At 47.9% G+C, this 26,123-nt stretch carries 22 protein-coding genes and 1 pseudogene; 14 read left to right on the top strand and 9 right to left on the bottom strand.

Features of this window, described 5'->3' with window-relative positions; all coding sequences use genetic code 11:
• Positions 1-53 precede the first annotated feature (53 nt).
• A complete protein-coding gene (locus B3850_RS06500) occupies positions 54-479 on the bottom strand; it encodes a c-type cytochrome (RefSeq protein WP_286875587.1) in 426 nt (141 codons plus the stop codon).
• 83 nt (positions 480-562) lie between these two features.
• On the opposite strand from B3850_RS06500, the gene dinB reads away from it, so the two are divergent.
• A complete protein-coding gene (dinB, locus tag B3850_RS06505; RefSeq protein ID WP_286875585.1) occupies positions 563-1,633 on the top strand; it encodes a DNA polymerase IV in 1,071 nt (356 codons plus the stop codon).
• Here dinB and B3850_RS06510 read toward each other — a convergent pair.
• Genes B3850_RS06510 through B3850_RS06530 form a run of 5 tightly spaced genes read right to left on the bottom strand, consistent with a single transcriptional unit; the run spans position 1,630 to position 8,721 of the window.
• Positions 1,630-2,067 carry a DUF4399 domain-containing protein gene (locus B3850_RS06510; RefSeq protein WP_058576584.1) on the bottom strand — a complete coding sequence of 146 codons (438 nt, stop codon included), beginning with the start codon at positions 2,065-2,067 and terminating at the stop codon, positions 1,630-1,632. The genes dinB and B3850_RS06510 overlap by 4 nt on opposite strands.
• A 25-nt stretch (positions 2,068-2,092) precedes the next feature.
• Positions 2,093-3,985, bottom strand: coding sequence for a methyl-accepting chemotaxis protein (locus B3850_RS06515; RefSeq protein ID WP_286911553.1), 1,893 nt, complete (start codon positions 3,983-3,985; stop codon positions 2,093-2,095).
• A gap of 32 nt (positions 3,986-4,017) precedes the next feature.
• Entirely contained in the window at positions 4,018-5,388 is a 1,371-nt protein-coding gene (locus B3850_RS06520) for a TrkH family potassium uptake protein (RefSeq protein ID WP_053953235.1), read from the bottom strand.
• Positions 5,385-6,047 carry a potassium channel family protein gene (locus B3850_RS06525; RefSeq protein ID WP_058576582.1) on the bottom strand — a complete coding sequence of 221 codons (663 nt, stop codon included), beginning with the start codon at positions 6,045-6,047 and terminating at the stop codon, positions 5,385-5,387. Before B3850_RS06525 ends, B3850_RS06520 begins: the two co-directional genes overlap by 4 nt.
• A 10-nt stretch (positions 6,048-6,057) precedes the next feature.
• Positions 6,058-8,721 carry a M14 family zinc carboxypeptidase gene (locus B3850_RS06530; RefSeq protein ID WP_286875580.1) on the bottom strand — a complete coding sequence of 888 codons (2,664 nt, stop codon included), beginning with the start codon at positions 8,719-8,721 and terminating at the stop codon, positions 6,058-6,060.
• 107 nt (positions 8,722-8,828) lie between these two features.
• Between B3850_RS06530 and B3850_RS06535 the strand changes: the two genes are divergently transcribed.
• From B3850_RS06535 to hemN, 3 genes are all read left to right on the top strand, one after another.
• Positions 8,829-10,019, top strand: a complete 1,191-nt coding sequence (locus B3850_RS06535; protein ID WP_286911554.1) for a murein transglycosylase domain-containing protein — start codon at positions 8,829-8,831, stop codon at positions 10,017-10,019.
• Positions 10,020-10,057: 38 nt separating this feature from the next.
• The gene (locus tag B3850_RS06540) at positions 10,058-10,462 is read left to right on the top strand and encodes a YbaN family protein (protein ID WP_286875576.1); all 405 of its coding nucleotides are present in this window, start codon (positions 10,058-10,060) and stop codon (positions 10,460-10,462) included.
• Between the two features lie 101 nt (positions 10,463-10,563).
• Positions 10,564-11,925 (top strand): oxygen-independent coproporphyrinogen III oxidase, encoded by a 1,362-nt coding sequence (hemN, locus tag B3850_RS06545; RefSeq protein WP_286875574.1) that lies wholly within the window; start codon positions 10,564-10,566, stop codon positions 11,923-11,925.
• Positions 11,926-12,074: 149 nt separating this feature from the next.
• Here hemN and nhaD read toward each other — a convergent pair whose 3' ends face one another.
• Complete coding sequence (gene nhaD / locus B3850_RS06550; RefSeq protein WP_058576676.1) at positions 12,075-13,508, bottom strand: sodium:proton antiporter NhaD; 1,434 nt, start codon at positions 13,506-13,508, stop codon at positions 12,075-12,077.
• A 215-nt stretch (positions 13,509-13,723) separates the two neighbouring features.
• Positions 13,724-14,362: a thiopurine S-methyltransferase gene (gene tmpT / locus B3850_RS06555; RefSeq protein ID WP_286875571.1), complete on the bottom strand. Its 639-nt coding sequence runs from the start codon at positions 14,360-14,362 to the stop codon at positions 13,724-13,726.
• A gap of 287 nt (positions 14,363-14,649) precedes the next feature.
• Here tmpT and B3850_RS06560 point away from each other — a divergent pair, with 287 nt between their 5' ends.
• The 10 genes and pseudogenes from B3850_RS06560 to B3850_RS06600 all read left to right on the top strand — a co-directional run bounded on the left by B3850_RS06560 (position 14,650) and on the right by B3850_RS06600 (position 23,596).
• Positions 14,650-16,446, top strand: a complete 1,797-nt coding sequence (locus tag B3850_RS06560) for an ATP-binding protein (protein WP_286875569.1) — start codon at positions 14,650-14,652, stop codon at positions 16,444-16,446.
• Between the two features lie 105 nt (positions 16,447-16,551).
• Positions 16,552-17,154 carry a hypothetical protein gene (locus B3850_RS06565; RefSeq protein ID WP_053954293.1) on the top strand — a complete coding sequence of 201 codons (603 nt, stop codon included), beginning with the start codon at positions 16,552-16,554 and terminating at the stop codon, positions 17,152-17,154.
• 492 nt (positions 17,155-17,646) lie between these two features.
• A complete protein-coding gene (locus tag B3850_RS06570; RefSeq protein WP_286875567.1) occupies positions 17,647-18,105 on the top strand; it encodes a helix-turn-helix domain-containing protein in 459 nt (152 codons plus the stop codon).
• 101 nt (positions 18,106-18,206) lie between these two features.
• A complete protein-coding gene (locus B3850_RS11975) occupies positions 18,207-18,674 on the top strand; it encodes a hypothetical protein (protein WP_414654222.1) in 468 nt (155 codons plus the stop codon).
• Positions 18,631-19,149 carry a hypothetical protein gene (locus B3850_RS06575; RefSeq protein WP_414654223.1) on the top strand — a complete coding sequence of 173 codons (519 nt, stop codon included), beginning with the start codon at positions 18,631-18,633 and terminating at the stop codon, positions 19,147-19,149. The genes B3850_RS11975 and B3850_RS06575 overlap by 44 nt, the downstream gene beginning before the upstream one ends.
• A 231-nt stretch (positions 19,150-19,380) precedes the next feature.
• Positions 19,381-20,025, top strand: a complete 645-nt coding sequence (gene narL, locus B3850_RS06580) for a two-component system response regulator NarL (RefSeq protein WP_053954291.1) — start codon at positions 19,381-19,383, stop codon at positions 20,023-20,025.
• 108 nt (positions 20,026-20,133) lie between these two features.
• Positions 20,134-21,435, top strand: a complete 1,302-nt coding sequence (locus B3850_RS06585; RefSeq protein ID WP_286875565.1) for a peptidase U32 family protein — start codon at positions 20,134-20,136, stop codon at positions 21,433-21,435.
• Positions 21,432-21,608: pseudogene (locus B3850_RS06590) on the top strand (4Fe-4S dicluster domain-containing protein); the annotation flags it as partial. The gene B3850_RS06585 and the pseudogene B3850_RS06590, both read left to right, overlap by 4 nt.
• A 106-nt stretch (positions 21,609-21,714) precedes the next feature.
• Positions 21,715-22,404 carry a helix-turn-helix domain-containing protein gene (locus B3850_RS06595; protein ID WP_286875562.1) on the top strand — a complete coding sequence of 230 codons (690 nt, stop codon included), beginning with the start codon at positions 21,715-21,717 and terminating at the stop codon, positions 22,402-22,404.
• 19 nt (positions 22,405-22,423) lie between these two features.
• Positions 22,424-23,596, top strand: coding sequence for an acyl-CoA dehydrogenase (locus B3850_RS06600; protein ID WP_286911555.1), 1,173 nt, complete (start codon positions 22,424-22,426; stop codon positions 23,594-23,596).
• A 47-nt stretch (positions 23,597-23,643) separates the two neighbouring features.
• On the opposite strand, the gene B3850_RS06605 is transcribed toward B3850_RS06600, so the two are convergent.
• On the bottom strand, positions 23,644-26,067 hold the full coding sequence (locus B3850_RS06605; protein ID WP_286875022.1) for a bacteriohemerythrin: 2,424 nt from the start codon (positions 26,065-26,067) through the stop codon (positions 23,644-23,646).
• Positions 26,068-26,123: the final 56 nt, after the last annotated feature.

Genomic DNA, 26,123 nt, shown 5'->3' on the forward strand with positions numbered 1-26,123 from the left:
AAAGGGCCGCTGAATGCGGCCCTTTATAACATTTATAAGAAATTTAATGCTACTTAAATGTCTTTAATCATGTAATCGATAGCGGCCTGAATCTCTTCTTCAGAACAGTCGCTACAAGTGCCTTTTGGCGGCATTGCATTGAAACCTTCAACGGCGTGTTTCAATACTGTGTCCATACCTTGCGCCAGACGCTCTTCCCAGTCTGCTGCATTGTTAATTTTCGGTGCACCCATAACACCACTGGTATGACAGGCAGTACAGAACTTATCATACACCTGCTGACCTGAGCGCGGGCCGCTGCTTTCTTCCGCAGCACTGCTCTCACCAGCCACATAATGTTTACCAATAGGCTTAATGCGCTCAGCAATCGCTTCGCGAGACATGTCATCTTGCACAGACGCTGCACTGACAGACAGCGTAAACAACAAAGATAAAGTACCTAAAACACTTTTTACAAAGAATGAATTCATAACTCTCACTGGTTTCTCCTAAAATGGCTGGTGTTCTTGCACGCCCAGTTAGTGGATGCGATTATAACCACAAATGCGCAAAGGATAAACACTTGGCTGAAATTGCCCGAAAAATTGCTCTTCTGGATCTGGATGCTTTCTTCGCATCGGCAGAAGAATTGCGTAACCCAGCGCTTAAACACCGCCCGTTTGCGGTCGGTGGCGGCGGCGAGCGGGGTGTGGTTGCCACAGCGAATTACCTGGCACGTCAATACGGCGTTCGCAGTGCCATGCCCGGCAGTCAGGCACGAAAACTGTGTCCTCAACTGACCTTCGTCAAACCCGATGGTGCGTATTACCGGGAATTGTCCAATCAAGTGCTCGATGTTCTTTATAAAGTAACACACCGGGTAGAGCCAGCCTCTATTGACGAATTCTATTTAGACCTTACTCACAACGAACTGTACCGCGGCAGTGCAACATTAACCATGAGTGCAGTAAGAGAGCGGATACAGTCATTAGGAATAACCGGCTCGGCAGGCATCTCCAATCAAAAAATGGTCGCAAAAATCGCTAGTGAAGAACGCAAACCGGATGGTCAGTTTGTCGTACCTCCTGACGACGTATTGAGTTACATAGCCAAACTTAATCTCAAGCAAATACCCGGCGTTGGCCCTAAGAGTCAGCAAGTACTTACTAACTATGGCTTAATGACAGGTAAGGACATTCAGAGCATAGAACTGCAACAACTTCAGGAGATACTCGGCGAAAAAGCGGGTTATGTTTTGTTTGAGCGCTGCCATGGTCGCGACAAGCGGGAAGTAGTTACTGAACGTATCCGCAAAAGCGTTGGTGTGGAGCAGACATTAACGTCTGACATGAAGCTAGAGTCCACCGCACAAACTTACGTTCAGGAAAACTTACTGCCAAAACTTCGTGAACGCATGAAAGTAAAACACTGGCGCGAACAACCCATACGAAGCCAGACGCTAAAACTGAAGTTCTCAGACTTTACTCAAACGACAGTATCAAGAAGCACTCAGTTTGTGTCACCCAGTTTGTTTTATGAGTTGCTGAGCGAAGCCTGGCAACGGGGGAAAGGGAAAGGGGTAAGACTGTTAGGGATCAGTGCTGCATTACCTGATCCCAGTGAACAGCTGCAACTTGAGCTCGAGCTCGATTAGTCGTCTTTAACGGTAATGGTGATTTTCTTAGACACTACCGCAGGGTCATGTGGTACGTGGTTTTTGTCACCCAGGATAAGCTGCAAAGTATGCTCGCCCGGCTCCAAGGTCACCATAGTTTCTGTTTGGCCGCCACCAAAGTGGATAACGTCACCACCCATAGGTTTGTCCATAGCTGGCAGTTCATCTTTATCGATTAATAAATGGTGATGCCCGGTATGCTTAACATCAACACCCGCTGGAGCAACTCCCATACCGTTCAAGCCAAATTTCACTTTAAAGGTTTTGCCAACCACTTCACCGTCTTGGGGTGAAATAATATAAGCCTGTGCATTCGCTGACGCTTCCGTTCTTTCCATTTGAGCGGCTTCAGCGGTTGCCAGTACCGGCGTACCTATAAGCGCAACTGCGCCAATCATCCAAGCCTTCTTCATATAAAACTCCGTTATTTGAGATGTATCAATTCAGTTTAAACTGTGTCACCAATTCTTCCAAGCGTTCAAATGCACGGCTTAACTCGCCACACGCTTGCTGGGTATTATCCAGATTAGCAACACTTTGCTCGTTCATACTACTGATATCCATAATGTCTTTATCGAGCGTTTGGATCACTGAGGTTTGCTGCTCCGTTGCCGACGCAACCGAGTGGTTCACCTCGTCAATTTGCGAAATAATGGCGTCAATTTCACTCATGTGCTCAGCAGACTCCTCAGCACTTTGTACACAAGCGTCACTAATTTCACGACTTTCTTCAATGACGCTTACTGCTGACTTGGTACCCTGCCGCACTTTCTCAATCATGTTCTCTACTTCAGCCGCTGAGTCTGAGGTCCGTTGTGCCAGGTTTCGAACTTCGTCCGCGACAACCGCGAAGCCTCTGCCCGCTTCACCCGCTCGTGCAGCTTCAATCGCCGCGTTAAGTGCCAGCAAGTTTGTTTGCTCGGTAATGCCTTTAATCACTTCAATAATCTGACCAATGTTTTGCGTGTCTTCGTCGAGTTTCCCAATCGCCTGCCCTGATGCGTCCATTCGTTCAGACAAGTGCTGAATTTGCTGACGATTGTGTTGCAACGCCTGTTGAGCCGCAGTGGTTTTTTCACTACCGGTGCTAGCCTGCGCAGACGCCTTCGCCGCACTGTCGGCAATTTCAGTTGCACTCGCGCCAAGCTCGTTGATGGCCGTAGCCACAGAGTTCGCTTTGTTCGCTTGCTCATGACCTATGTGCATCGAATCGTCGCTGGCCTTAGTCATACTCTGAATGTTTTGCTCAACCTGCTTCGCAGCGTTTGTCACTTCTTGTAAGGCATTTTGAATACGCTCAATAAACTCATTCATCCGTTGTGAGACAACACCAAATTCGTCATCAGATTCCACTGGCAATCGCTGCGTTAAATCGCCTTCACCGCGGGCAATATCAGTTACCGCTTCATTCAGTCGGTTAAGTGGTTTTAGTAGCAGTCGTAATAGCCAGCTCATGGACACAACAACCGCGACAATACCCAGCACTAGATACACAATAGCTGTCCAACCAAAGGTAGACACATCGGCATAAGCTTTCGTGCGGTCAATGACGACTCCTAAATACCAGTCGACGCCTTGAATGCCTTTAATTTTATGGAAAGACACCAAGCTGTCCTGATCATCGACCTCGTATTCTTTAAAAGTCGGGGAAAACGACACCGAACTGTCTATGTAGTCATTCAGAGAAGTTTCTATGCGGTCATTGTTCGGATGAACCAGAATATTCCGGCTGTCGCTGACCAGAAACGCCTGCCCCATTCCCATAAAATCAATGTCATTAATAATGGCGGAAATATCGTCCAGCATCATGTCGCCACCGGCAACACCCACTAAACGACCATTGCGTTCCATTGGGACTACGGCAGTAATAGTAAGCTCATTAGTGGTTACATCAATATAGGGGGTAGTGTAAGTCGGCTGTCCCTCATCGACCGCCAGCTGATACCAGGGGCGTGTGCGGGCATCGTAGTCGTCAGGCAAGTCAATGTTGGTGTCATCGAGCAAGAAGGTCCCGTCAATTAACCCGTAATACACGTTTTTAAAATTGCCTGCCGCTTTTGACTGTTGCACACGCTCCAGTGCACGCTCGGTTGAATCAGCGGTTTTATAAGCATCGGCAGTGGCCTGCACGATACTCATGCGGTCGTTAAACCATTGTGAGATATTGTTCGACACCGAGTCCGACAATGCCTGCATTTGCTGCTGAAGCTCCGTCCGAGTTTGCGTCGACATTTGCAAAAAATTAGTCAAGGTAAAAATACCTAAGACCAACACCAGTATCGCCGATGCAGCGACAATGACTTTTTGAGTGAACTTCAGTTTCTTCAGCATGATTTTTAATCGCTTTTTATTATAAGTTTTGCTTAGCCAACCTGAATATCGGTTTCAGGGAAACGTATGTGTCGTTTACGCGGCGTCGCTAAAAAATAGGCCAATGTCAGTGGCCCAACACGGCCGGCAAACATTAAAAATACTAATACTACCTGACTTGCGGCAGTAACATCGGCAGTAATGCCACGAGAAAGTCCCACTGTTGCCGACGCAGATAAAACTTCAAAGGTTATATCTATAAACGGCAGCGGATTCAAAATCATTAGGATAAATATGCCAAGGAACATTAAAGTGAGCGTAACTAAGGTCACCGCCAGCGCTTTCATCACAATTTCCTGTGGCACAGTTCGGTTCAACAAAGTCACGTGTTCGCGGCGTCTTAAAAAAGCGTAGGTTGCCACTAACAGCACAATAAAGGTGCCTAACTTAATACCGCCCGCAGTACTCATTGAGCCGCCTCCAATCAGCATGAGCAATAGCGTGAATACGGCACTGGCTTCTGTCATAGCGCCGGTATCAACCGTATTAAAACCTGCCGAACGGGGGGTTGTTGCCTGGAACCAGGCCGCCATTGCCTGATCCCCAATACTCAAATTAGCAAAGGTGGCCGGGTTGTTCATTTCTAACAACCAAATAATGGCCACAGAGAGCACATTAATAATTAGCGTGGCGATTAAAATCGCGCGGGTATACACCGAAAAGTCATGCCAACGCCGCTTCTCCGCAATGTTAGTAATAACCGAGAAGCCCAAGCCACCAATGACAAATAAAATGCTGACAATAAGGTTCACTGGAATACTGCTAGCGTAATCGACTAAACCATTAGGCGAGAGCACAAAGCCGGCGCTGTTAAAGGCAGAAATGGCATAAAATACCGCTTCCGATAAGGCGTCTACAAAGCCTTTATCACCCCACCAGGTGAGTGTTAAACCCACTACGGCAACGGCCTCAACCGTCAGTGCCAAAGACACCACTGCTTTAGCCGTACGACCAATATTGGCAAGACTGGTTTGATGCATGGCTTCTTTAGCCATTAACTGATGCTGAAGTCCGACATGGCCACCAAGCGACATAGCGGCCAACACCGCGAAGGTCATAAAACCTAAGCCGCCCGCCTGTATCAACACAGCCAACACAGTCAGCCCAAATACGCTGTACGTTGCGCCGGTATCCACTACCACCAACCCGGTTACAGTTACGGCCGACGTTGCAGTAAACAGGCTTTCCAACCAAGTGATAGGCTGCTCCGTGGCTCCCGGAATTTTCAGCAACAAAGTACCCAATAGAATCAGGCAGGCAAAGCCTCCTGACAAAATGACCGGCGGGCTGGCTTTAAAAGCCCGACGCTTGCGCCGGCCGGGCTTTCTGTATAACCAAGCTAACGAGGGAACCCACTGTTTCATGAAGGCTCTTTCAGTTTAGGTGCAATGGACTTCAGAGCTTTTAAACTACCTGCCATTACCAAAGTTTCATTACCTTCCAACTCCATATCCATTGACGGATTAGTTGTCACCTCATCACGCTTTTTCAGCAGCAACATGTGAAAAAATTCAGAGTCTTCAGAGGAAACATCGCGCAATTTTTTACCTTTTAAATACTCACCAATACTGATTTCCACACAAAACCAGTTATGCCCAAGCGACATGTATTCATTCACCATGGGGTAATTCAGTGACTGCGCTACACGAATGCCCATTTCCTCTTCCGGATGAATAATGCGGCTTACGCCCAGTTTGGAGAGAATCTGATGGTGTGACTTAGACGTGGCTTTGGCCCAAATTTCTTTTACACCAATGCTTTTCAGGTGCAAAACACAGAGTAAGCTGGCTTGAAGATCTTCGCCAATAGCCACTAAGACGACTTCGCAATTGGCTAAATCGAGCTCTTGTAGTGCTTTTTCATCGGTCACATCGGCTATGGCCGAATGCGTCAGCACTTCCGCCATGGCTTCAACAGCTTTTTCATCTGAGTCGACACCAATGACGTGGTGTCCAAGGTCTAAAAGCTCCATTGAAGTCCGGGCGCCGAAACGCCCTAAACCAATAACGCCAAATTCAGCCATAGTTCTACTCCTATTGCGCTTTCGCTGGTGCCAAAAATAGCGCATTCATTAATAAGGTATTCAAGCCATCCATGTATGCGCGATAGGTTGGCTCCTGGGTAAAGCTAATCACCATACCTTTTCCGCTGGGTTGCCATATTAGCAACGGCTTATAAGGTAGCTGCTTAGCAATATCATCCCATAAGAAACCGCTTGCCAACATAGTGTCTGCGTCGGCAAACCAGGCAATGTTGCGACCATGGTTAATGTCGATAGGGGTCAGCACGTCGTTGCCATTATAAATGCTAACAACCTGCGGTTTTACACCAGCACTTAACCAATGGTCTGTATCGACTTGCGCATTTAACAACGCCCCCGGCACCCAGTCTGGATCAGCGCCGTGCGGTTTTATTTCCGTTAAGAATTGTTCGCGGCTTTCAATTACCTTGCCGTCAATTTTCAGCTCTTCCGCTGGCTTTTCCACACCTTCTTCCGGCACTTTGCGCTCCAGTTTGGTATTTAACAGCCCTGCGTCAACCGCCCAGGCCGATGCACCACCTAAGGTCAATAGTACACCGCCGTCTGACACCCACTGCTTCAGTTTTTCAATAGTGCCATCGGTAAACACGCCGTCATACCCGCCTTCCGGTAAAATCAGTACATCTAAGCCGTCCAGGTCATTCTGAATAAGCTGCATAGTGCGAATGGCCGTAACTGGATAGCCCATTTGACGTTCAATCACAAAGCGGGTGTGGCCAGCGCTATACGCACTCACCGGTTCGTCCCAGGCAATGGCAATGTTCGGCGCTTCTAACTGACTGACATTATGAGAGCCAAAGTTTGGACCTTCAGTCATCCAGCTCGTATCCACACCTTCCACTGTCGCGCCGGACTCTTCCGCCAATTTTTTCAGGGTTTGTGGCAGAGTCTGACTGTTGTCTGCAACCGTAAGAATCAGTGAACCACTTGGGAACTGGCCCGCTTTTTCATGAGTAAATGCTAATTCACTTTGGCGTACACTCAGGCCTTTGCGAAGCGCAGAGGTTAAGAAGCGCCCCGCGTTCATGTCCCCCCAGCGCACTAAAAAGGCAACGTCTGCATCCGGGTTAATCACTTTACCCGGTGTAATGCGACCTTCTTCAACCATAGCGGTTCTCACGTCAGGCAAGTCGTCACAGCTGTGGCTGTCCACGTTAAACATCAATGGCAACGACCAGCCAGTTACGTCATAAATTTGGTCTGGCAGGTTGTTCTTACGGCGTTGCTCCTGCTCTTTTAAGAAGTCGTCCGCCATGTCGACTTGTTCGTCCATCAGTGTGCGAATAAGACGATGCGACGGTTGTGCCATATCAACGATACAAGCCCCCGGTTGGTAGTCAACGTCGCAAACTTCAAAGGCCTGCTCAGCCTGCTTCACTTCGACCCCCTGTTCAACCAGCAAAGACGCTAGTTTACGTGCGCCAGCCGGGTCATCTGTTGCCGGTAAAATCAACGATCGAACATCGCCGTCTTCACCCGCTTCAACAGCGGACTTACGATAATTCCAGAATTTCTGTAGTAACGCTTCACGACGTTCTGACACTGTTTGAATGGTCGAAATAGACGCAATAAAGTGCTGCTGAACCCCGTCGGCATAGGTCAGTACGTCACCGTCTTTACGGTTAAACAAATGCCCGCGAGCCGACGCCATTTCGTACGTCATTGCCACCGAACCATAATAGAGCGGCCAGCTGGCACCGTAGCCCGGGTAAAACGCATCGAAAATTTCGCGCGTGAAGTAGTCGAACCCCTTTTTGTCGAACCACTGGCCGTTATTTTTGCCTATCCAGTTCAGACTTTCGCGCTGAGACTCTGTAATTAACGGGTTATAAGGACGGGCTTCCGGCGTAAAGTAGTAGGTCGAATCACCGCCCATTTCATGCAGGTCTACAAACACCAACGGGTAGTATTTCAGCAAGGCATCAATTTGACCGCTAATTTCTGGTTGCGTCAGAGCAATCCAGTCTCGGTTCATATCGAATAAATAATGGTTTGTGCGCCCGTTTGGCCAGGGCTCGTTATGTTCCGCACTGCGGCGATCACCCGAATGTTCCATGCCAACACTCATGTAGTAGCGGTCAACAAAACGTGCTCGTCCGTCCGGATTTTGCAGTGGGTCAATAAAGACCATGGTGTTGTCTAACCAGCGCTGCGTTTGCTCGCGTTGGTCATGCAACAAATGATACGCCGTCATCATAGAGGCTTCCGGCGACGAAATTTCATTGCCATGAACACCATACGACAGCCAAATACTACCCGGCAGTTCGTTAATTAGCTTTTCTGCTTCACTTCGGCTGGTCTTGCGCGGATCCGCGAGTGACTGCATACCCTGCATAAAGCCGTCAAAGTCGGCAATATTTTCTTCGCTGGAAATAATCGCATAATACAATGTGCGACCTTCCCAGCTTTCGCCGTACTCCAAAAGCTTCACCTGCTTAGGGTACGCCGCTTTCAGCGCCTCAAAATAGCGACTCATATCCGCCGGGCTGGTTATTTTGGTGCCGAGTGGATACCCAAGCACCTGCTCTACCGTCACTTCAGAATCGGCATAGTTAGCTTCAGGTAGTAGTGAGCTTTCTCCAGCCAGTTGCTGAGCTTGTGAGGGAAAAACAAACCAAGAAGCGGCTACAAGAGCCGCAATTTTGAGACTGCGCATGGTCATTCCTGTTGTTCAATACACTTTTTAATAGTGTTTAGGGTTTCTTTTTATGTTCCCCTAATGTAAAAGCTTGAACAAGGGAAGTGAAGCTCAATTTAGGCGCTATGAATAAAAAGACTCAATTAACCACGCTGCTGGCGGCTATAGCCACAATGTTAGTGTTGGCCGGATGCCAAATAACACCTAATAACGTAAAACGCGTGATCAATTCCGGCGTGCTTAGCGGTAACGACCCAACCGCCGTAGTGGAATCTATGGCACGTGAACGTTTGCAAAGCTACCGCAACAACCCACAACTGCTTATTACCGACATTGAGGACTTACGCGAGGCTTTGAGCAACCTGCGTGCCGTTGCTGAGGCCATATGGGGTGACGAGGAAGACACGGTTCCCAGCGCGAAAAAGTACGTTAAATACAGCGATAACTTTCATGCTAAAGCTGTGGTCGACTTTGAGCAGGGGTTACTCACTGTTGCGACTCTACATGACAGCGCCACCAAAACTCAGACCCGACAAAAGCTGCAAGCGGCAATCGTGCGTACATTACTAACACCGTCAGATTTAACAGCAGTCGATATATTTACGGCCAAAGAGTCACAGGCCTCGGGCAAACCATTTTTAAGCGGGCAAGTCGTCGACCATGATGGTGTCGTGGTTGAATACCAATGGCGAGCGAATCGTTTTGCGGAATATTTAGTAAAGAATAAGCTTCGGGTTCGTCAGGCCAAGGAGACAGATGTTTACGAGGTAACAATCCCACTTGTCGACGAGCATAAGTCACTACGCAAGCACCAATATTCAGACTACGTTATAGCCGCTGCTAACCGGTATAACATTGAGCCTGAACTGATTTACGCCATTATTGAAACGGAAAGCAGTTTTAACCCTTATGCGGTAAGTCATGCAAATGCCTATGGTTTAATGCAAGTTGTCCCCTCTACCGCCGGTCGTGACGTGTTCGAGCGTATTCGAAAAATACCAGGACAGCCCACTTCTCAACAACTGTTTGATCCTGCACAAAATATCGACATTGGCAGCGCGTACCTGCATATATTAAAAACTCAGTATTTAAAGGGTGTTTCAGACCCGAGTAGCCGAGAGTATGCTATTGTTTCAGCCTACAACGGCGGCGCCGGTAATGTATTAAAAACATTTTCCAGCAACCGCAACCAAGCTTTACAAATAATAAACCGAAGCCAGCCCGGGCTTGTGTACCGGGACTTAACATCGAAACACCCGTTGGCAGAAAGTCGTCGTTATTTAGAAAAAGTAATGTACTTTAAGCAGGGCTACTGATTACCCCTAAACATGCATATTTAATCGGAAAAGAAGTAATGACCCGAGAGCTATTCATTAAGATACTTTGGCGATCACTTGCTGCATTTTTTGTTTTGCTGGGGTTAATTGGAATCGCGTTGCCGGTTATGCCGACTGTTCCGTTTCTCATTGCTGCGCTGTGGGCGGCAAGTAAAGGCTGGCCAAGACTCGAGTCATGGTTAATCAACCACCCTAAGTACGGCCCGGATATTCAGGTATGGCGGGAGTATCGCGTCATTAAACGACGCTCTAAAGTCTATGCCCTAATCATGATGGCTTGTGGTTATATAGTCCTGTGGCTATTTATTCCTCAAGTCGCAAGTTGGCTAAAAGTAACCGTAGGGCTCATTTTACTTACCGTCGGAAGTTGGTTAGCTAGTCGCCCAGAGTCCCCACCTAAAACAAAAACTAATTCTCCTTAAATTAATAAAAGGAATAACTTTGATCTAAGTCACCTGCTTCGGAACTGTATAAGTGGCGCAGTGTTAAGATACACAGAGGTTAGTCTGAATTTGAGGTTCATATGTCAGTTATTAAGTGGGACAAAAAATTAATTGCTAAATACAATATTAATGGCCCCAGATACACATCGTATCCAACGGCATTAATGTTGTCTGAACAGTTTTCTCAAGATCGCATTGCCAATGCACTGAAAACCGCCGGCGATGAGCTGTGCTTATACCTGCACTTACCTTTTTGCCATAAACTCTGCTATTACTGCGGCTGCAACAAGGTCATTACCCGCCATCAGCATAAAGCGGACAAATATTTAGACTACCTCGCACAAGAGATGGCGATGTATCAGCCATTAGTTAAAGACAAGAAAATTCGTCAAATTCACTTGGGTGGGGGAACGCCCACCTTTTTGACCGAAGAACAGCTGACACGACTGATGGACTTGGTTCATCAGCACTTTACCTTTGCCGAAAACCCAGAGGTGAGCATTGAGATAGACCCGCGCAGCTGCAGCGATGAAAAACTACGTCACTTGCGCGAACTCGGCTTTAACCGTGTTAGTTATGGCGTACAAGATTTTGATAGAAAAGTACAAATTGCCATTAACCGCGTGCAGGATGTCGACTTTATTGCACATCAGTTAAAACTCAGCAAAGAGCTGGGCTTTGACTCAATTAACCTCGACTTAATTTATGGCCTGCCGTACCAGCGTCCGGAAACCTTTAAGAAGTCGATAGAGCAAGTCATTGAAATGGATCCCGATCGCATTTCCGTATTCAGCTACGCGCATTTACCACAGCGCTTCGCCGGGCAGAAGAAAATACCGGAAGAGTCCATTCCACAGCCGTCAGTTAAGTTGAGCTTGCTCGAACAAGCCATTACTCAGCTCAACGACGCCGGCTATCAGTTTATTGGCATGGACCACTTTGCGAAAAAAGGCGACGGCTTAGCCATTGCCCAACGCGAAGGTCGCTTACAGCGTAACTTCCAGGGTTACACCACAGACGGTCAGGACGCATTACTAGGCTTAGGCGTGTCCTCTATTAGCCAGGTTAACGGTGTGCTATGGCAGCATGAAAAAGAGCTGCCGGCTTACTACAAAATGATAGATAGCGGACAAAAGCCCATTGTTAAAGGCATGGCATTAACCGACGAAGACAAAGTGCGTGCAGCACTTATTTCACAAGTCATCTGCCACTTTGAGCTCGATATAGAAGCCTTTAAAGCCGAGTGGAATATCGACGATTTCTGGGCACACTTTGCTGAAGCCATACCGTTGCTAAAACCCTTTATTGAAGACGGCTTAGTCGACGTGTCCGACAAAAAACTCCGCGTCACAGAATTAGGCCGCCTCTGGGTCCGCAGCATTTGCGCCTGTTTCGACGAATATCTGGACCACGGCCAGAATAGGTACTCCAAAGTGGTTTAGCGGACAGCAGGGAAACGCTCTCTCCGGGCCGGGTATCTGTTACCAGAGAGACGCCGTTAACCCATCCGTGGGGGGCTTGCGTGGCGCCATCCTTGGCGCCACACACTCTCTGATAACAGATACCCAACCCGTCGACGCTTTTTCCCCTCCTAAATATTGAAGGTTGCTTCGTTCAGCCACAAGTGCAGCAATATACTGGCTATGTAGCCTAGTGCAATAACGGGTGTCCATTTTAGGTGTGAGGCAAAGGTGTAGTAGCCGCGCGCCTGACCCATTAAGGCAACACCGGCGGCGGAACCAATGGAGAGCAAGCTACCACCGGTACCTGCAGTTAGAGTAATGAGCAGCCACTGCCCGTGTGACATGTCGGGTTCCATAGAAAGCACAGCGAACATAACAGGAATATTATCGATAACCGCTGACACTACCCCCAAAATACTGTTTGCCAGGGTGGCGCTCATTCCGCCATATAATGATTCAGACAACAAGCTTAAGTAGCCCATAAAACCTAAACCGCCAACGCAAAGCACAATGCCGTAGAAGAACAGCAAGGTATCCCACTCGGCTCGAGAGACACGACTGAATACGTCAAAAGGTACTACCCCACCTAGTTGCTCCAGGCGCTTTTGGTCGCCTTCTCGCTCCGCCATAGCACGTTTACGCGCTAGTGAGCCTGGTAAGGTCATACGCAGGAAGTAGCCGAAGAACTGTAAGTAGCCCAGACCCATCATCATGCCCAATACCGGTGGCAAATGCAGCCAAATATGGCAGATAACGGCGGTTGCTACGGTCAGTAAAAATAATGAAGTAATACGCAGTGCGCCACGCTTCAACTCAACTTCTGTATGCAGTGTGCTGGGTTTCTTGTTTTCAATAAAGAAACTCATCACAAGCGCTGGTATTAAGTAGTTAGCCACTGACGGCAGGAACAGCCTCAAGAACTCGGTAAAAGTAACCTGTCCGGCTTGCCAAACCATAAGCGTGGTAATGTCACCAAAGGGACTGAACGCGCCACCTGCGTTGGCGGCAATGACAATACTGACACAACATAAAGCGACGAATTTTTTGTCGTCTTGCGCCACTTTCATAACCACGGCACACATCAATAATGCGGTTGTCAGGTTGTCGGCAACGGGCGAAATAAAGAAGGCTAAAATGCCCGTTATCCAAAACAATTTGCGGTAGCTGAAGCCTTTTTTCAAAAGCCAGGCACGCAAGGCGTCGAATAGGCGCCGCTCTTCCATCGCATTGATATAAGTCATCGCCACTAGCAAGAAGAGCATCAGCTCAGCGAATTCCAGCAGGTTATGGCGAAACGCCGACTCGGCTAAAGCAGCATGCTCGCCTGTATAAACAACACCAATGAGAATCCAGATAAGACCGGCGGCGACCAGCACCGGCTTGGATTTTCTCATGTGAAGTTTTTCTTCGCCCATTACCAGAATGTATGCGAGAGCGAAAATAATCAGGGCGGCGTAGCCAACGGTGGAGGAGGTTAAATCGATACGGTCAGCAGAGGGCTCTGCTGCCAGTACTGATACCGAAAATAACAGGGAAATGACGGTAAGCAGTAATTTTGTCATGGCGCTTATTGAGCGCAAGCTATGCCGGACTACATAACTTGCACCAACTCTCCTTGTCGGTTAATGGTTAAAAAGTGTTTGATCATGCCAGTCTGAACTTGAAATGCGAACGGAGAATACCACAAAACCACTTTTTTACAGCATTAAAAAAGTGGAAGTTAAATTTTCTCTTTGTAGGTAGATATGTCAAGTTACCTACCTTATGTCACTGGCTATTACGTGAGTTGGTAAACTTGCTCTGTCACCGGGTTATCTTCGGGCTTCTCGCCATTGACGATACCTTCGTCGGCCTCTAACTGCTCAATGCTAAAACGCTGACCAAAACCGGATTCCACTTCGCCTTCACTGACAGAAAACGGTGGTCCTTCCCGATAACCGGCAGGATACTGCAACGTTATCAATAGCCCCTGAGCGCGTTCAGGCAACTGCTCGCTTAACTGCTTCACATAGCGGGTACGCATTTCCGGCGGTAACGCCACCATGGCAGCGCGGTCATACCAAGCGTCAACGTCAGTCATGTCGGCTCCGGTTAGCTCAAAAAAGTCTCCCACCCAAATGACCAGTTCATCCAGTGCGTACTCCTTAAACTTACCTTTTTGCGTCACTGTCGGCGTTAACTCGTTGTCACTGAAAAACTGCTGTACCGCAATATCGCTCAGCTCTATACCGAACACCCGGTAACCGTTGTCTAATAACCACAGCATATCGTTTGATTTACCGCACAGCGGCACAAATACCGTCGCACCCGGCCTGGCGACTTTCTTAAAATAGCGCCGCAGCATCTCGTGAGCTTCCGGGCGGTGAAAGCCAATTTGCTGATTTTCCCATCGTTCATGCCAAAAGCTGGCTTCCATGGTGACTCCTTAAATCAAAAACGATTACTACCAATAAAAAAGCACCCACGAAGGGTGCCTTTAAATACATTAAAAATCCAGTAGTACTGAGCCCTACTGTAACAGCGGCGACCCGGTACTGACAAAATCAAAACCTTTAATGTCCGCTTCTTATTCTAAGGCTCAACGCTCAAAATCAGCTACTGCTAACCCTCAGCTAAGATAAGCGAACCAAATTTACCAATTATTGTTTCAAGACCCACTGTTGCTATATCATTGAACTGTTAGTAACAGAACGCTGGTTATTTATGCTGAGCAATGCGTCAATTATCAATGTCTTTCGAATATCTCTTGCGATTATTGTGGTTGCCGCCAGCGCATCCTCTTTATCTGCTTTCTGTCTGCTAGAAAGTTCAGCGAAAGATACCAAGCTTATTAATACTACTACCGCCATACGCACTAACACCCATAAGTTCACCACCGAGTTTATAAGTAACCAAAAAGAACAAGCTCAAGCGACCGCAGAAAAGATTCAACGGCTTTGGGGGAGTCCCGCTCTGAGATCTCTTACATTAGAGGCCGATGCAGAGATTAAGAATTACGCAGCTCGTATAAATCGGGAATGGCAAAGCATTGTTGAGGAAGTTCAAAACAGAGGTTTTACTCAACTATCTAGTAGCGACCTACAACGAATTGACTCATACGTCGACGACCTAAACGAGCTTATAAAGGTTCTGCAGGCTCAGACAGAACAAAGAATACTCACTGTGCGCATTGCTTTAGTGCTGGCGTCGCTTGTTATTGCCCTGGTGGTCTTTTTTCTATTAACCGTACTGAAGCGCAAAATTGATGAGCCGCTCACGCACTTAATGTCTGTTTCTAAGCAGTTAGGTCGCGGTGACTTTACCGCCAAATCTAAGCTTAATAATAACGATGAAATTGGTCAGCTGGCACAAACGCTGAATGAAATGTCAGACACCGCCAGCTACTTTTACGGCGGTCTGGAACGCCGTGTCAAACAGCAGACCGAAGAACTTTCTCGTAAAAACAAAGTATTGTCGTTCTTGTATGACACCGCCCGCTCTATCATCGAATACGGTTACGATTACAGCAATTATCAGGAAGTTGTTGAAAGGCTTTACGAAGTGGGCGAAGTTGAAGACATTGAGCTGTGTCTGCTGACCGAAGAAGGTAACCGCCCGTTCTTGCAATTGCAGCCACGCCCAAATTCTCATGAGCCCTGTGAAGCTGGCGACTGCGCTACCTGTATAAAAGCCGGCCCGGGCGCGTCGGTTATTGAGGACAAAATGGTCTATCGCTTTGTGTTAAAACGGGAAGATCAAAACTACGGCGTATTAATAGTACGCTGTGACCCAACAGAACCACTGGCGACTTGGCAGCAACAGCTTATGAGCTCAACCGCCGACCAACTGGCCTTGTCGCAAAGTCTCAAGTCAGAAGAAGAGCAAGTGCGCCGTCTGGCACTGATGCACGAACGTACCGTTATTGCGCGTGAGCTCCATGACTCGCTAGCGCAGGCATTGTCGTACTTAAAAATTCAGGTAACACGGCTGCACAAAGCCATCGATAAAGACGACCGTGACACCATAGACGACGTAAGCAACGAACTGCGTGAAGGCCTGAACGCAGCCTACCGCCAGTTGCGTGAACTGCTGACTACCTTCCGCCTGAAAGTCGACGGCTCTGGCCTATACAACGCGCTGCAAACCACAGTGAAACAGTTCTCAGAACAAAGCGACATGGCCATTAACTTGGATTATCGCTTAAACAATATTCCACTAGCACCGCACGAAGAAATTCACCTGCTACAGATTATTCGTGAAGCCAGCCAAAACGCCATAAACCACAGCGAAGGCAGCGAAGTCAGCATTACCCTGTCGCAACCAAGCGGACAAGACGTTGAGCTAAGCATTCGCGACAACGGCATTGGCCTGCCTGAAAATGCCGAGAAAATTAACCACTACGGCCTGGCAATTATGCAAGAGCGCAGCCGCAACCTGGGCGGCGACATTCGTCTGAATCGATTGGAAGAAGGTGGCACCGAAGTGTTCTTTACCTTTACCCCGGATTATTTGTTGCAGTAAAGGGCTGCTTTAAAATCACCAACCAAGTGACGGAACCACTGTACTTTACAAAAGTCCAAATGAGTTCCAGCTTTCTCTCGCAAGGTAATTAAAAAGGAATTTATCGTGCTAAAAAGGAACCGTTACATTGTTGTCGCTTTATTATGCATTCTCATCCCTCTACTAGAAACTTTAGGAGAAGGCACTCTTTGGGGGTTACATTACGAATCGCCCAGAGCAATGGATACACTCGGCGATATCGTTCGCTTAGTTAAATTATTGAGCGTCGTTGCTGGCCTTTATTTGCTGGTTAAAAATCGCTCTATAATTGCTGAGGCTTTCCATTCAAAAGTATTAAAAATCACATTCTTCAGTGTTTTTTATTTACTTTCATGGGTTCAAATTCCTACGCTCCTATTGGGGAATTTATTCTTTGGAATAATGGCTCCGAAGGATTACATCCACTATGAACAGAGCGCGGGTCAAGATTCATTTTACGTATACACCGCTGACCCCGGTGCTATGGGGACGGCTTATCACCACGTGTATTTAAAATGCCCACTCCCCTTTAACCGATACGAATTAATCAAGGTAGGAAAAACACGTTGGCTTAAAGTTTTTGATATAAAGCGAGGCGACAACAGCGTAGCTTTGATCTCGAAAGGTACCACTGATGGGTCTCATAAGGTTTATCGCTTATCGATGGAGAATGTAAGTTGCGGGGAATAATGTCAGATAAGGTTTTCCAATGACAAACAGTATTGAGATTTACCAAGCTAATGACGGCAAACTCGGGCGAGGTTCAGCGTGTGCAAAACTTGTACGCACTGCTGAGCGGTGAAACCATCTGGCTAACGCAAGATCGAATGGCGGTAGTTTTTGGGTTAGCGTTCCCGCTATACCCAAGCATTTAAAGAATATTTTTGAGAGTGGCGAACTAAAGCCAGAAGTGGTTATTTCCATTTTGGAAACAACCACTGAACCCCTTACCAGTAAAAGGCAAGTTACAAGCGTTGAGCGACTTTGCTCTTTCAAACAGCGAGTGGACTCGCTTTGTTGAGACTTATGTCGATAAACCAAGCGATGGCATTAGCGACGGTAGAGCATTTTATTTTGCTAAAACCTCTCAAGCACTAAAAAATGACACGGTTCCAAATTAAACACCTTGCTTTATTTTCGAATATTGCGAATAATAAAGATAATTAAAAAGAGGGTACTGCCATGAAAGACTATCAACATAACTTGCCAACAGAATCAGATTCGGCGCTTGCCAAGCTATGCGGACAAGAATTGGCAGCTGTCTTGGAAACAAAAGGTTCAGCTCAGTCGCTGACCATCAATTCGTCCAGCGGCGAAGCTAAGCAAATCGAAATTCCGGTATCGGCATTACGGTTAATGGTCGATGTGTTAACTGAGTTAGGTGAAGGGAATGCCGTCAAGCTAATGCCTATTCACATGGAGCTGACAACCCAAGAAGCTGCTGACTTACTCAATATATCTCGACCCACCTTGATAAAGCTTCTCGATGAGCAAGCAATTCCGTATCATCGAGTCGGTAATCGACGAAAGGTTAAATTCACTGATATTCGTGCGTATCAGGATAAGCTGCGAGAAGAGCGCCTTAAAAGCCTTGATGAGCTGTCTCAACTTGATCAAGAGTTGAGGCTGGGTTACGAATGAGTTCAAATTACACCGTAATATTTGATGCAAATGAAGAGGCTTTCGTAACCCCAAAATGCGTCCTAGACTGATGGTACAAGTCATTAGTTTAAAACGCATTTATGGGACAAGTTTCAGGCATCCGTTTTGCGCTGACAGGCGCCACACTTATTGCCATAAGCTTTGGGCTGGCTCGTTTCGCCTTTGGTTTGTTTGTCCCGCAAATACGTGCTGACCTAGAAATTAGCGCTAACACAATTGGTGTTATCGCCGCACTCCCCCTTATCAGTTTCGTTTTTATCAGTTTAGTGGCTCCGTTAGTCACCAAGTATTTTGGTGCGCGTAACACGACAGTGCTATCTGCTTTGTTTGGTGTTTTCGGTCTGGCTTTAGTGAGTCAGTTAAGCTCGACAATGGTGGCGTTTATTAAAGTTGTCCTTATTTGCCTTCGCCATGGGCTTTATAGCCTCAGCTTATTGGACGTTTGGGCCGGACTTAGTCACCAATTTGGGCTCTCTGTCGTCTCAGCAAAGTGGTTGGTTATGGTTGGCCCTAGGTATTGCCTGTTTGGGTGGTGCTATTGTCAGTGACTTAGCCGACAGAAATAACCCGGCGATAACCCACGCGTTAATGCTAATGATGCTGACAACCAGTTTAACTCTATTAGCCGCCAGCCCAAGCCAGATCTATCTTGCTGTGTTTTCAGCATTGATTTTCGGCTTGGCTTACATGAGCCTAACCGGGTTGTACTTAATGACAGGCATTCGTTTATTACCCGGACGCCTTTCAATGGGACCAGTGTTGCCCTTTGTGGCCTGTGCTCTCGGTCAGGCAGCAGGGTCCCCCATTATTGGCTTATTAGTTGGTGAATTTGGCTACGCCGAAAGCTTTTCTATTTTTGCGGCAGTGGGCGTTTTTATTGCCCTTATATCGCCTTTCTACCCCGGCCATAATGAACATGAGGGTGAAGTTCCTGAAGAAGAGACAGGTCTCCAGGCAGCGTACGATAATCAGCTGCAAGATGAAGAAGGCGAACCTTTAGAAAATGCGAGTACTGAACAGTGATAGTGCCAGCTGTCTTACCATAGTAAAAGAAAGTCTTGTACTATTTGGGAGCTTTCAGATAAGTCTTCCAATGCTCTCGCTTATACTCAGGGGACATCTCGAAAAATAAGTTCAAAAGACTAATATACCCTGCTCCAAAGATGACCAAAATAGACAATTAGAATTGTTTGCAGTGAATTTTCACGCGACCTATGCCAAACTAGCAACAGTTTGTTATTTAGGGAGAAAATAATGACAACCGAAGCCGCGAGTATCATGCTGGTGGACGACCACCCACTGTTACGGAAGGGCCTTAAACAACTGATTGCGATGGAAGACGACATGAAAGTTGTCGCTGAGGCAAGCAGTGGCCTCGATGCATTGAAGCTCGCCGAAGAATATGACCCTGACTTGATTGTTCTCGATTTAAACATGCAAGGTATGGATGGTATTCAAACGCTCAAAAGGCTACGTGACAAAGGCGTTAGTTCTCGTATTATTATACTGACGGTTAGCGACGCGGACGATGATGTAGTAGCGGCTATAACAAATGGCGCCGACGGCTACCTGTTAAAAGATATGGAGCCAGAGCTCTTACTTGAACAAATACACCGAGCGGTAACGGGGAAGATGGTACTAAGCGAGGCCATTACTGAAATTTTAGCCACCGCTTTACGACAGCCAAAATCAGTAAACTCGCCGCTAAGCTCGTTGACTAATCGCGAATACGAAATTTTAAGCCTGATTGCTCAAGGCATGAGCAACAAGATGATAGCTCGGGAGTTGGATATTTCAGACGGTACAGTGAAGGTACACGTTAAGCACTTACTGAAAAAACTCGGGCTGCGCTCTCGTGTCGAAGCAGCAGTTTGGATGGTTAACCAACAAGACCAATAAGAAAAAGTAATACCCTGATTCCCCCAGCCATAGATTTTGATTCATATCAAATTGAGCGCCCGTGAAATTTGCTAACCTTTGCCGCCAATTTGGTCATACAGGTGTTTTATGTCTGCGTCAGCCGCTAATTTCCGCCCTGAACTGCTTTGCCCTGCCGGTAGCCCCGAAGCTATGCGTATGGCCTTTGCCTATGGTGCGGATGCCGTTTATGCCGGCGAGCCACGCTACAGCCTGCGTGTGCGAAACAACTCTTTCACGCTGGACAATTTAGGCGACTGCATTGAAGAAGCCCACGAACGGGGTAAGCGTTTCTATGTGGTCGTAAACATTGCTCCGCACAATACAAAATTAACGCGCTTTGTCGAACACATGCGCACTATTGTCGACATGCAGCCCGATGCGTTAATTGTATCGGACCCCGGTGTGGTGATGTTGCTGCAGGAGCACTTCCCCGAGCAGCCGCTGCACTTGTCCGTTCAGGCCAACACCATTAACTGGGCGGCGCTGAAGTTCTGGCAAAAGCAAGGCATTGAGCGGGTCATTCTGTCACGCGAACTGGGTTTAAAAGAAATTGCCGAAATGCGCCAGCAGGTGCCCGACATTGAAGTCGAAGTGTTCGTACACGGCGCTCTTTGTATGGCGTATTCCGGCCGCTGTCTGCTATCGGGCTACATGAATAAGCGCGACCCGAACCAAGGCGCCTGCACCAATGCCTGTCGCTGGGGCTATGAAGTGCACGAAGCCAAAGAAAATGCCGTCGGGCAGTACGACCCGGTGCTACTTGGTGATCCGAAACGTCCGCAGGACTTAATGTTGCTTGATGAAGACCAACACGGCTCTTACATCATGAATTCAAAGGACTTGCGCGCCGTTGAATACGTTAATGATTTGGTGCAAATGGGTGTGCATTCGCTGAAAATCGAAGGTCGAACTAAGTCCGACTATTACATTGCCCGCACCGCCCAGGTATACCGTCAAGCCATTGATGATGCGGTTGCCGGTAAGCCCTTTGACCCAACGTTGCTGAACGACTTAGAAGGTATGGCCAATCGCGGTTTTACCGCTGGTTTTTTGCAACGCCATACACCGCACGACTTACAAAACTACGAACGCTCACATAGCGAAGGGCAACACTTATTAGTTGGTCAGCTTTGTGATGCGCACGGTGACGGTCGTTACCAAGTGTCCGTAAAAAATGGTTTTGCCATTGGCGACGAACTTCTGTTGATGACACCGAACGGTAATCATCGCTTTCAACTGGCGGATATGACCTCAACACGAGACGAAGCCATGATTCGCGCGCCCGGTTCTGGTTATACCGTGGTGTTAAACACCCCAGTCACCATTGATGAAAAAGACATCCCCTACTGTTTCTTGGTCAAAGAAAACCTTGCGAGGAAGGCGGCATGATCAAAATAAACGACGGTTGCATTAACTGCGATATGTGTGAGCCCGAATGCCCTACAGAAGCCATTGCGATGGGCGACGACATTTACGAAATAAATCAGTACAAGTGTGTTGAATGCGAGGGGTATTACGACACGCCTAACTGTTATGCGGTTTGCCCGGTAGAGGCAGTCGATATTTTATAAGCAAAGGGGTACGTCCCCCCTCTCTTTAGAGGTACATAAATCAATTGGAGGGTTTTGTATAGTGAGCCAGGTCAATAATACAGTCGATGAGATGACTATGCGTACTCCAATTCAATGTAATCAATGCAGCATGCAATCTATTTGTGTACCTGCGGGGCTTATTCCCAGCGATGTCGAAATTCTCGATAAAAGCAGCCGCGAGCCGCACTTATACAATAAACGCAGTGTGGTGTTTAGCGAAGGCGAAGCGCTGAACTCCGTTTTTGCGATAAAGAGCGGCTCGGTGAAGTGCTACACCATAGACAGCAATGGCAAGCAGCAAATTACCAGCTTCCACATGGTGGGCGACATTGTCGGGCTTGAGTCTCTTGCCAATGGCAACGCCAGCACTTATTGCGAAACACTGGAAACCTCCATGCTTTGCGAAATTAAGCTGGGCAAGCTGTTTGCACAAGAGTTGCCTAAAGTGGAAGGTAACCTAATGCGCCTAATGAGCCGGCGCCTGGGTAATAACAGCAAGCATTACTTAAACATTGTGAACACCAGCGCCGAGCAAAAAGTGGTGTCGTTTTTACTTTCAATAAGCACGCACATGCAGCAACATGGTCTGTCTCGCAGTGAATTCCGACTGCCCATGACACGTACCGACATTGCCAACTATCTGGGTTTGGCAGTTGAAACGGTCAGCCGTATATTTACTGCATTGAAAGAGCAAGAGCTCATTCAAACCAAACAGTCCATTTTAACAATTAATGATTTAAGCGCATTGGAGCGTCGCGTCGCTTAAGCGCTAAGCAGGAGGTTACATGTCATCCGCTGGGTTTAACTGGTCCGATCCACTCAACTGGCAAAACGCACTCATTGATGAAGAGAAAATGATTCAGGAAAGTGCGCATCAGTACGCGCAAGAAAAGCTAATGCCGCGTGTACTGGAAGCCAACCGAAACGAAAATTTTGATCGCGACATAATGAGCGAGCTGGGTGAGATGGGTCTTTTGGGCTCGACGTTACCGGAAGAATACGGCGGCAGCGGTGTAAACCACGTTAGCTACGGCCTTATTGCCCGCGAAATTGAGCGCGTTGACAGCGGCTACCGCAGTGCCATGAGTGTGCAGTCTTCCCTAGTCATGCACCCTATTTATACCTTTGGTACTGAAGCACAACGTAAAAAGTATTTGCCGAAGCTAGCCAGCGGCGAATGGGTCGGCTGCTTTGGTCTGACCGAGCCTGACTCGGGCTCTGACCCTGCCAGTATGCGTACGGTCGCGAAGCGCACTGACAACGGTTATGTGCTGTCCGGCTCGAAAATGTGGATAACCAACTCGCCTATCGCAGACGTATTTGTGGTGTGGGCAAAGCTGGACGGAGACATTCGCGGTTTTGTGCTGGAAAAAGGCATGAAAGGTCTGAGCGCTCCTAAAATTGACGGAAAATTCTCATTACGTGCGTCTATCACCGGCGAAATTGTTATGGATGGTGTTGAAGTCTCTGAAGACCATATTTTCCCGGAAGTGAAAGGCTTGAAAGGTCCGTTTAGCTGTCTCAACAAAGCGCGTTACGGCATTGCCTGGGGTTCGCTGGGTGCCGCGGAGTTCTGCTGGCACGCTGCACGTCAATACACGTTAGAACGCAGTCAATTTGGCCGCCCACTGGCAGCAAACCAGTTAATACAGAAAAAACTGGCGGACATGCAAACGGAAATTAGCTTAGGTCTATTGGGCTGTCTGCAAGCCGGCCGTGAGCTCGATAACGGCACCTTAAACCCAACTGCCATTTCACTGATTAAGCGCAACAGCTGTGGTAAAGCACTGGATATTGCTCGCCAGTCTCGCGATATGCACGGCGGTAACGGTATTGCCGACGAGTATCATGTTATTCGTCATGTCATGAACTTAGAGGCTGTAAATACCTACGAAGGTACCCACGACATTCACGCATTAATTCTCGGTCGGGCTCAAACCGACATCCCTGCATTTTAAAAACGCATCCCCAGTAATTAGCCTGGGGCTGTAAGTTCCTATAAAAGTTAGTGAATGCCTTTGCCGTTTAAGTGGCTTTTGTACGCCATATCGCTTTTCATAATATGGTTCATTAGCCACGCTTTCACAAAGTCCAACAGCTCATCAATCACGTCTTCATGGTTATCGACGCGGTGTTTAAAGCGCATAACATCTTGCACCAGCTCCTTGTGCTTCACTTTGTGGTTTTCTAAATCCGGATAGCCGTTTCGCTCCATGAGCAGCTCTTCGTAATTAAAGTGCGTGGCCGTGTAGTTGATTAACGAGTCCACCAAGCGTTGCAGGGCGTGTTGGTCGCCGTCACGCAACTTCAGTCGATACAGCTCGTTAGCAATATAAATTAGGCGCTGATGCTGACGGTTAATTTCTTCAATGCCCACGTCGAGCTTAGACGACCATTCGATGAGCACATCCTGCTCTTGCAGACGTTTTTCAATAACTGCATTTTCAATGTAGTAACGGTCACCCAGCGACTTAATTTCGCCGCCCAGGGTGGTTAATTGCGCGGAGCTTTCCAACGCCTCCTGAGAGCGCTCATCTATCACTTTCGCGCTTTCTGACAGCGAGTTAACGTTTTCCTGAATGTTCATGGTGACGGCGGACTGCTCTTCGGCCGCAGAAGCAATTTGCGTATTCAGATCGTTAATCACACCCACGTTTTCGACAATGTCGGTCAGTGACATCGACGCTTTATTCGCGTGCTCAACGTTCTCGCCAGCCAGCGCTTTGTTCCGCTCCATGGTATGAACGGCGTTCTCGGTGTTACTTTCCAAACGCCCAATAACGCTCTGAATTTCACCCGTCGATGCCTGCACGCGCTGCGCCAGTTGGCGAACTTCATCAGCAACCACTGCAAAGCCTCTGCCCGACTCGCCGGCACGCGCCGCCTCAATAGCTGCGTTCAGTGCTAACAAGTTGGTCTGGTCGGCAATATCGTTAATAGTCAGAAGAATTTTCGAAATGGCCTGGCTGTCTTCCGATAAGGTTTTTATGACCTGTTGAGACTCAGACACTTCCTGCTCAAGCCGCTGAATAGCCTCGACCATAGTATTGACCACCTGCTGACCGTTTTGCGCAGAGGTCATGGTATTGTCGGCCTCGGTGGCAGCTCGTTGTGTCGACTCGGACACTTCGCTAATGGCGGCAGTCATTTGCTCTACCGCTGCCGCCGCGCTTTGCATTTGCGCCGCCTGTTCTTTCGCTCGCTCCGCTAGGGCTTTTATCGCCTGGTAGTTGCCGTCACCCAGGTGATCCATACCGTCGCTGGACTTACGAATAGCATCAACCGAGTAGCTGGTTTCTATGGCAACGGAATTCAGATAGTCGGTAATTTTAGACAGCTCATCTTTACCCTCGGCAACGCCCAGGCTGTTCAAATCACCGTTGGCTAATTGTTTGGCCATGTTGATGTTAGCCGCTATGGCCCGGTAAATGCCTAAATACAAACTCGTAAACAGCAACAATTGCAGCAGCAACACAAGCGCCAGCAGAATAATATTTTTCCAGATAACGCTGTCCAGTTTCGCCAGGCGTGCGTCAAGGCGTTGCTTATACACCGGAATAACGGCATCGTAAAAACCCAGCAAGGTGCCTATGGCTGCCGACCCTTCACGGAAAAAGTCGTCAGCCGGCATGGTGCGCTGCGCTAAGAGCTCGGCGGCAGAGTCACTGAACATTGATAACTGCTGCTCAGCCGCCTTAGCATGACTCATTAAGGTCTCGTCGTTACTATTGTCGGTAAGCGCTTCAACCGCCTGAACGAATTGTTCCACTTCACTTGCAAGGACGTAGCTTAAGGTCATGACCTGCTGCTGCGAGGCAGTACCAGAAGTGTTCAACCACTGGGCTCCCAGGCCTCGTAACTGTCCGCTTAGCTCAACCAGCTGCGGTAATGACTCGGTGCTTAAACGCGCCAGTTGCAGACTGACCAAGTCGTCTTCCAATAACAGTTTGGCGTCAGTGCTGAGTTGTTTTAACGCTTGGTGCAGCTGTGCAATAAGCTGCGAATGTGAGTCAAACTTACCGGTAGATCCTTTCAACTGCTGCCAGCTGCGTTTAAACGCACTAACTCGGCTTTCAGATAGGCTTTCATAGCGGCTGGCTAAATCCGCTAACGTGTTTAAATGTTTATCAACGTGCTGTGCAGAACGCTGTATTTCTGTCGAAAAAGCACGGCGCTGCTCTGCCGTTCCAGTCATACCCCGGTGCTTGGCGACATGTTCGAACAAGCCTTTAAACTCAGGCCAGTACATCGCCACTTGCTGCTTTTCTTCCAGCGCATCGCTTTTATTAAGGGAGTCACTTACGGTCAGTGCGCTTAGTACAATAACCGGTAAAAATAACAGAAACCCAATAAGGCTGAACTTTTGGCGAAAGCTCAGCACATTAAACAACTTTTGAATCGGTCGCGTTAGCCTATCCAACCACTTCATAACCACTCCACTTCATGTGAATATATTGAGCGACAAACTCGCTATTGTGCCTAATC

The sequence above is a fragment of the Idiomarina sp. UBA4520 genome (assembly GCF_002388365.1).
GTDB classification, from domain to species: domain Bacteria; phylum Pseudomonadota; class Gammaproteobacteria; order Enterobacterales; family Alteromonadaceae; genus Idiomarina; species Idiomarina zobellii.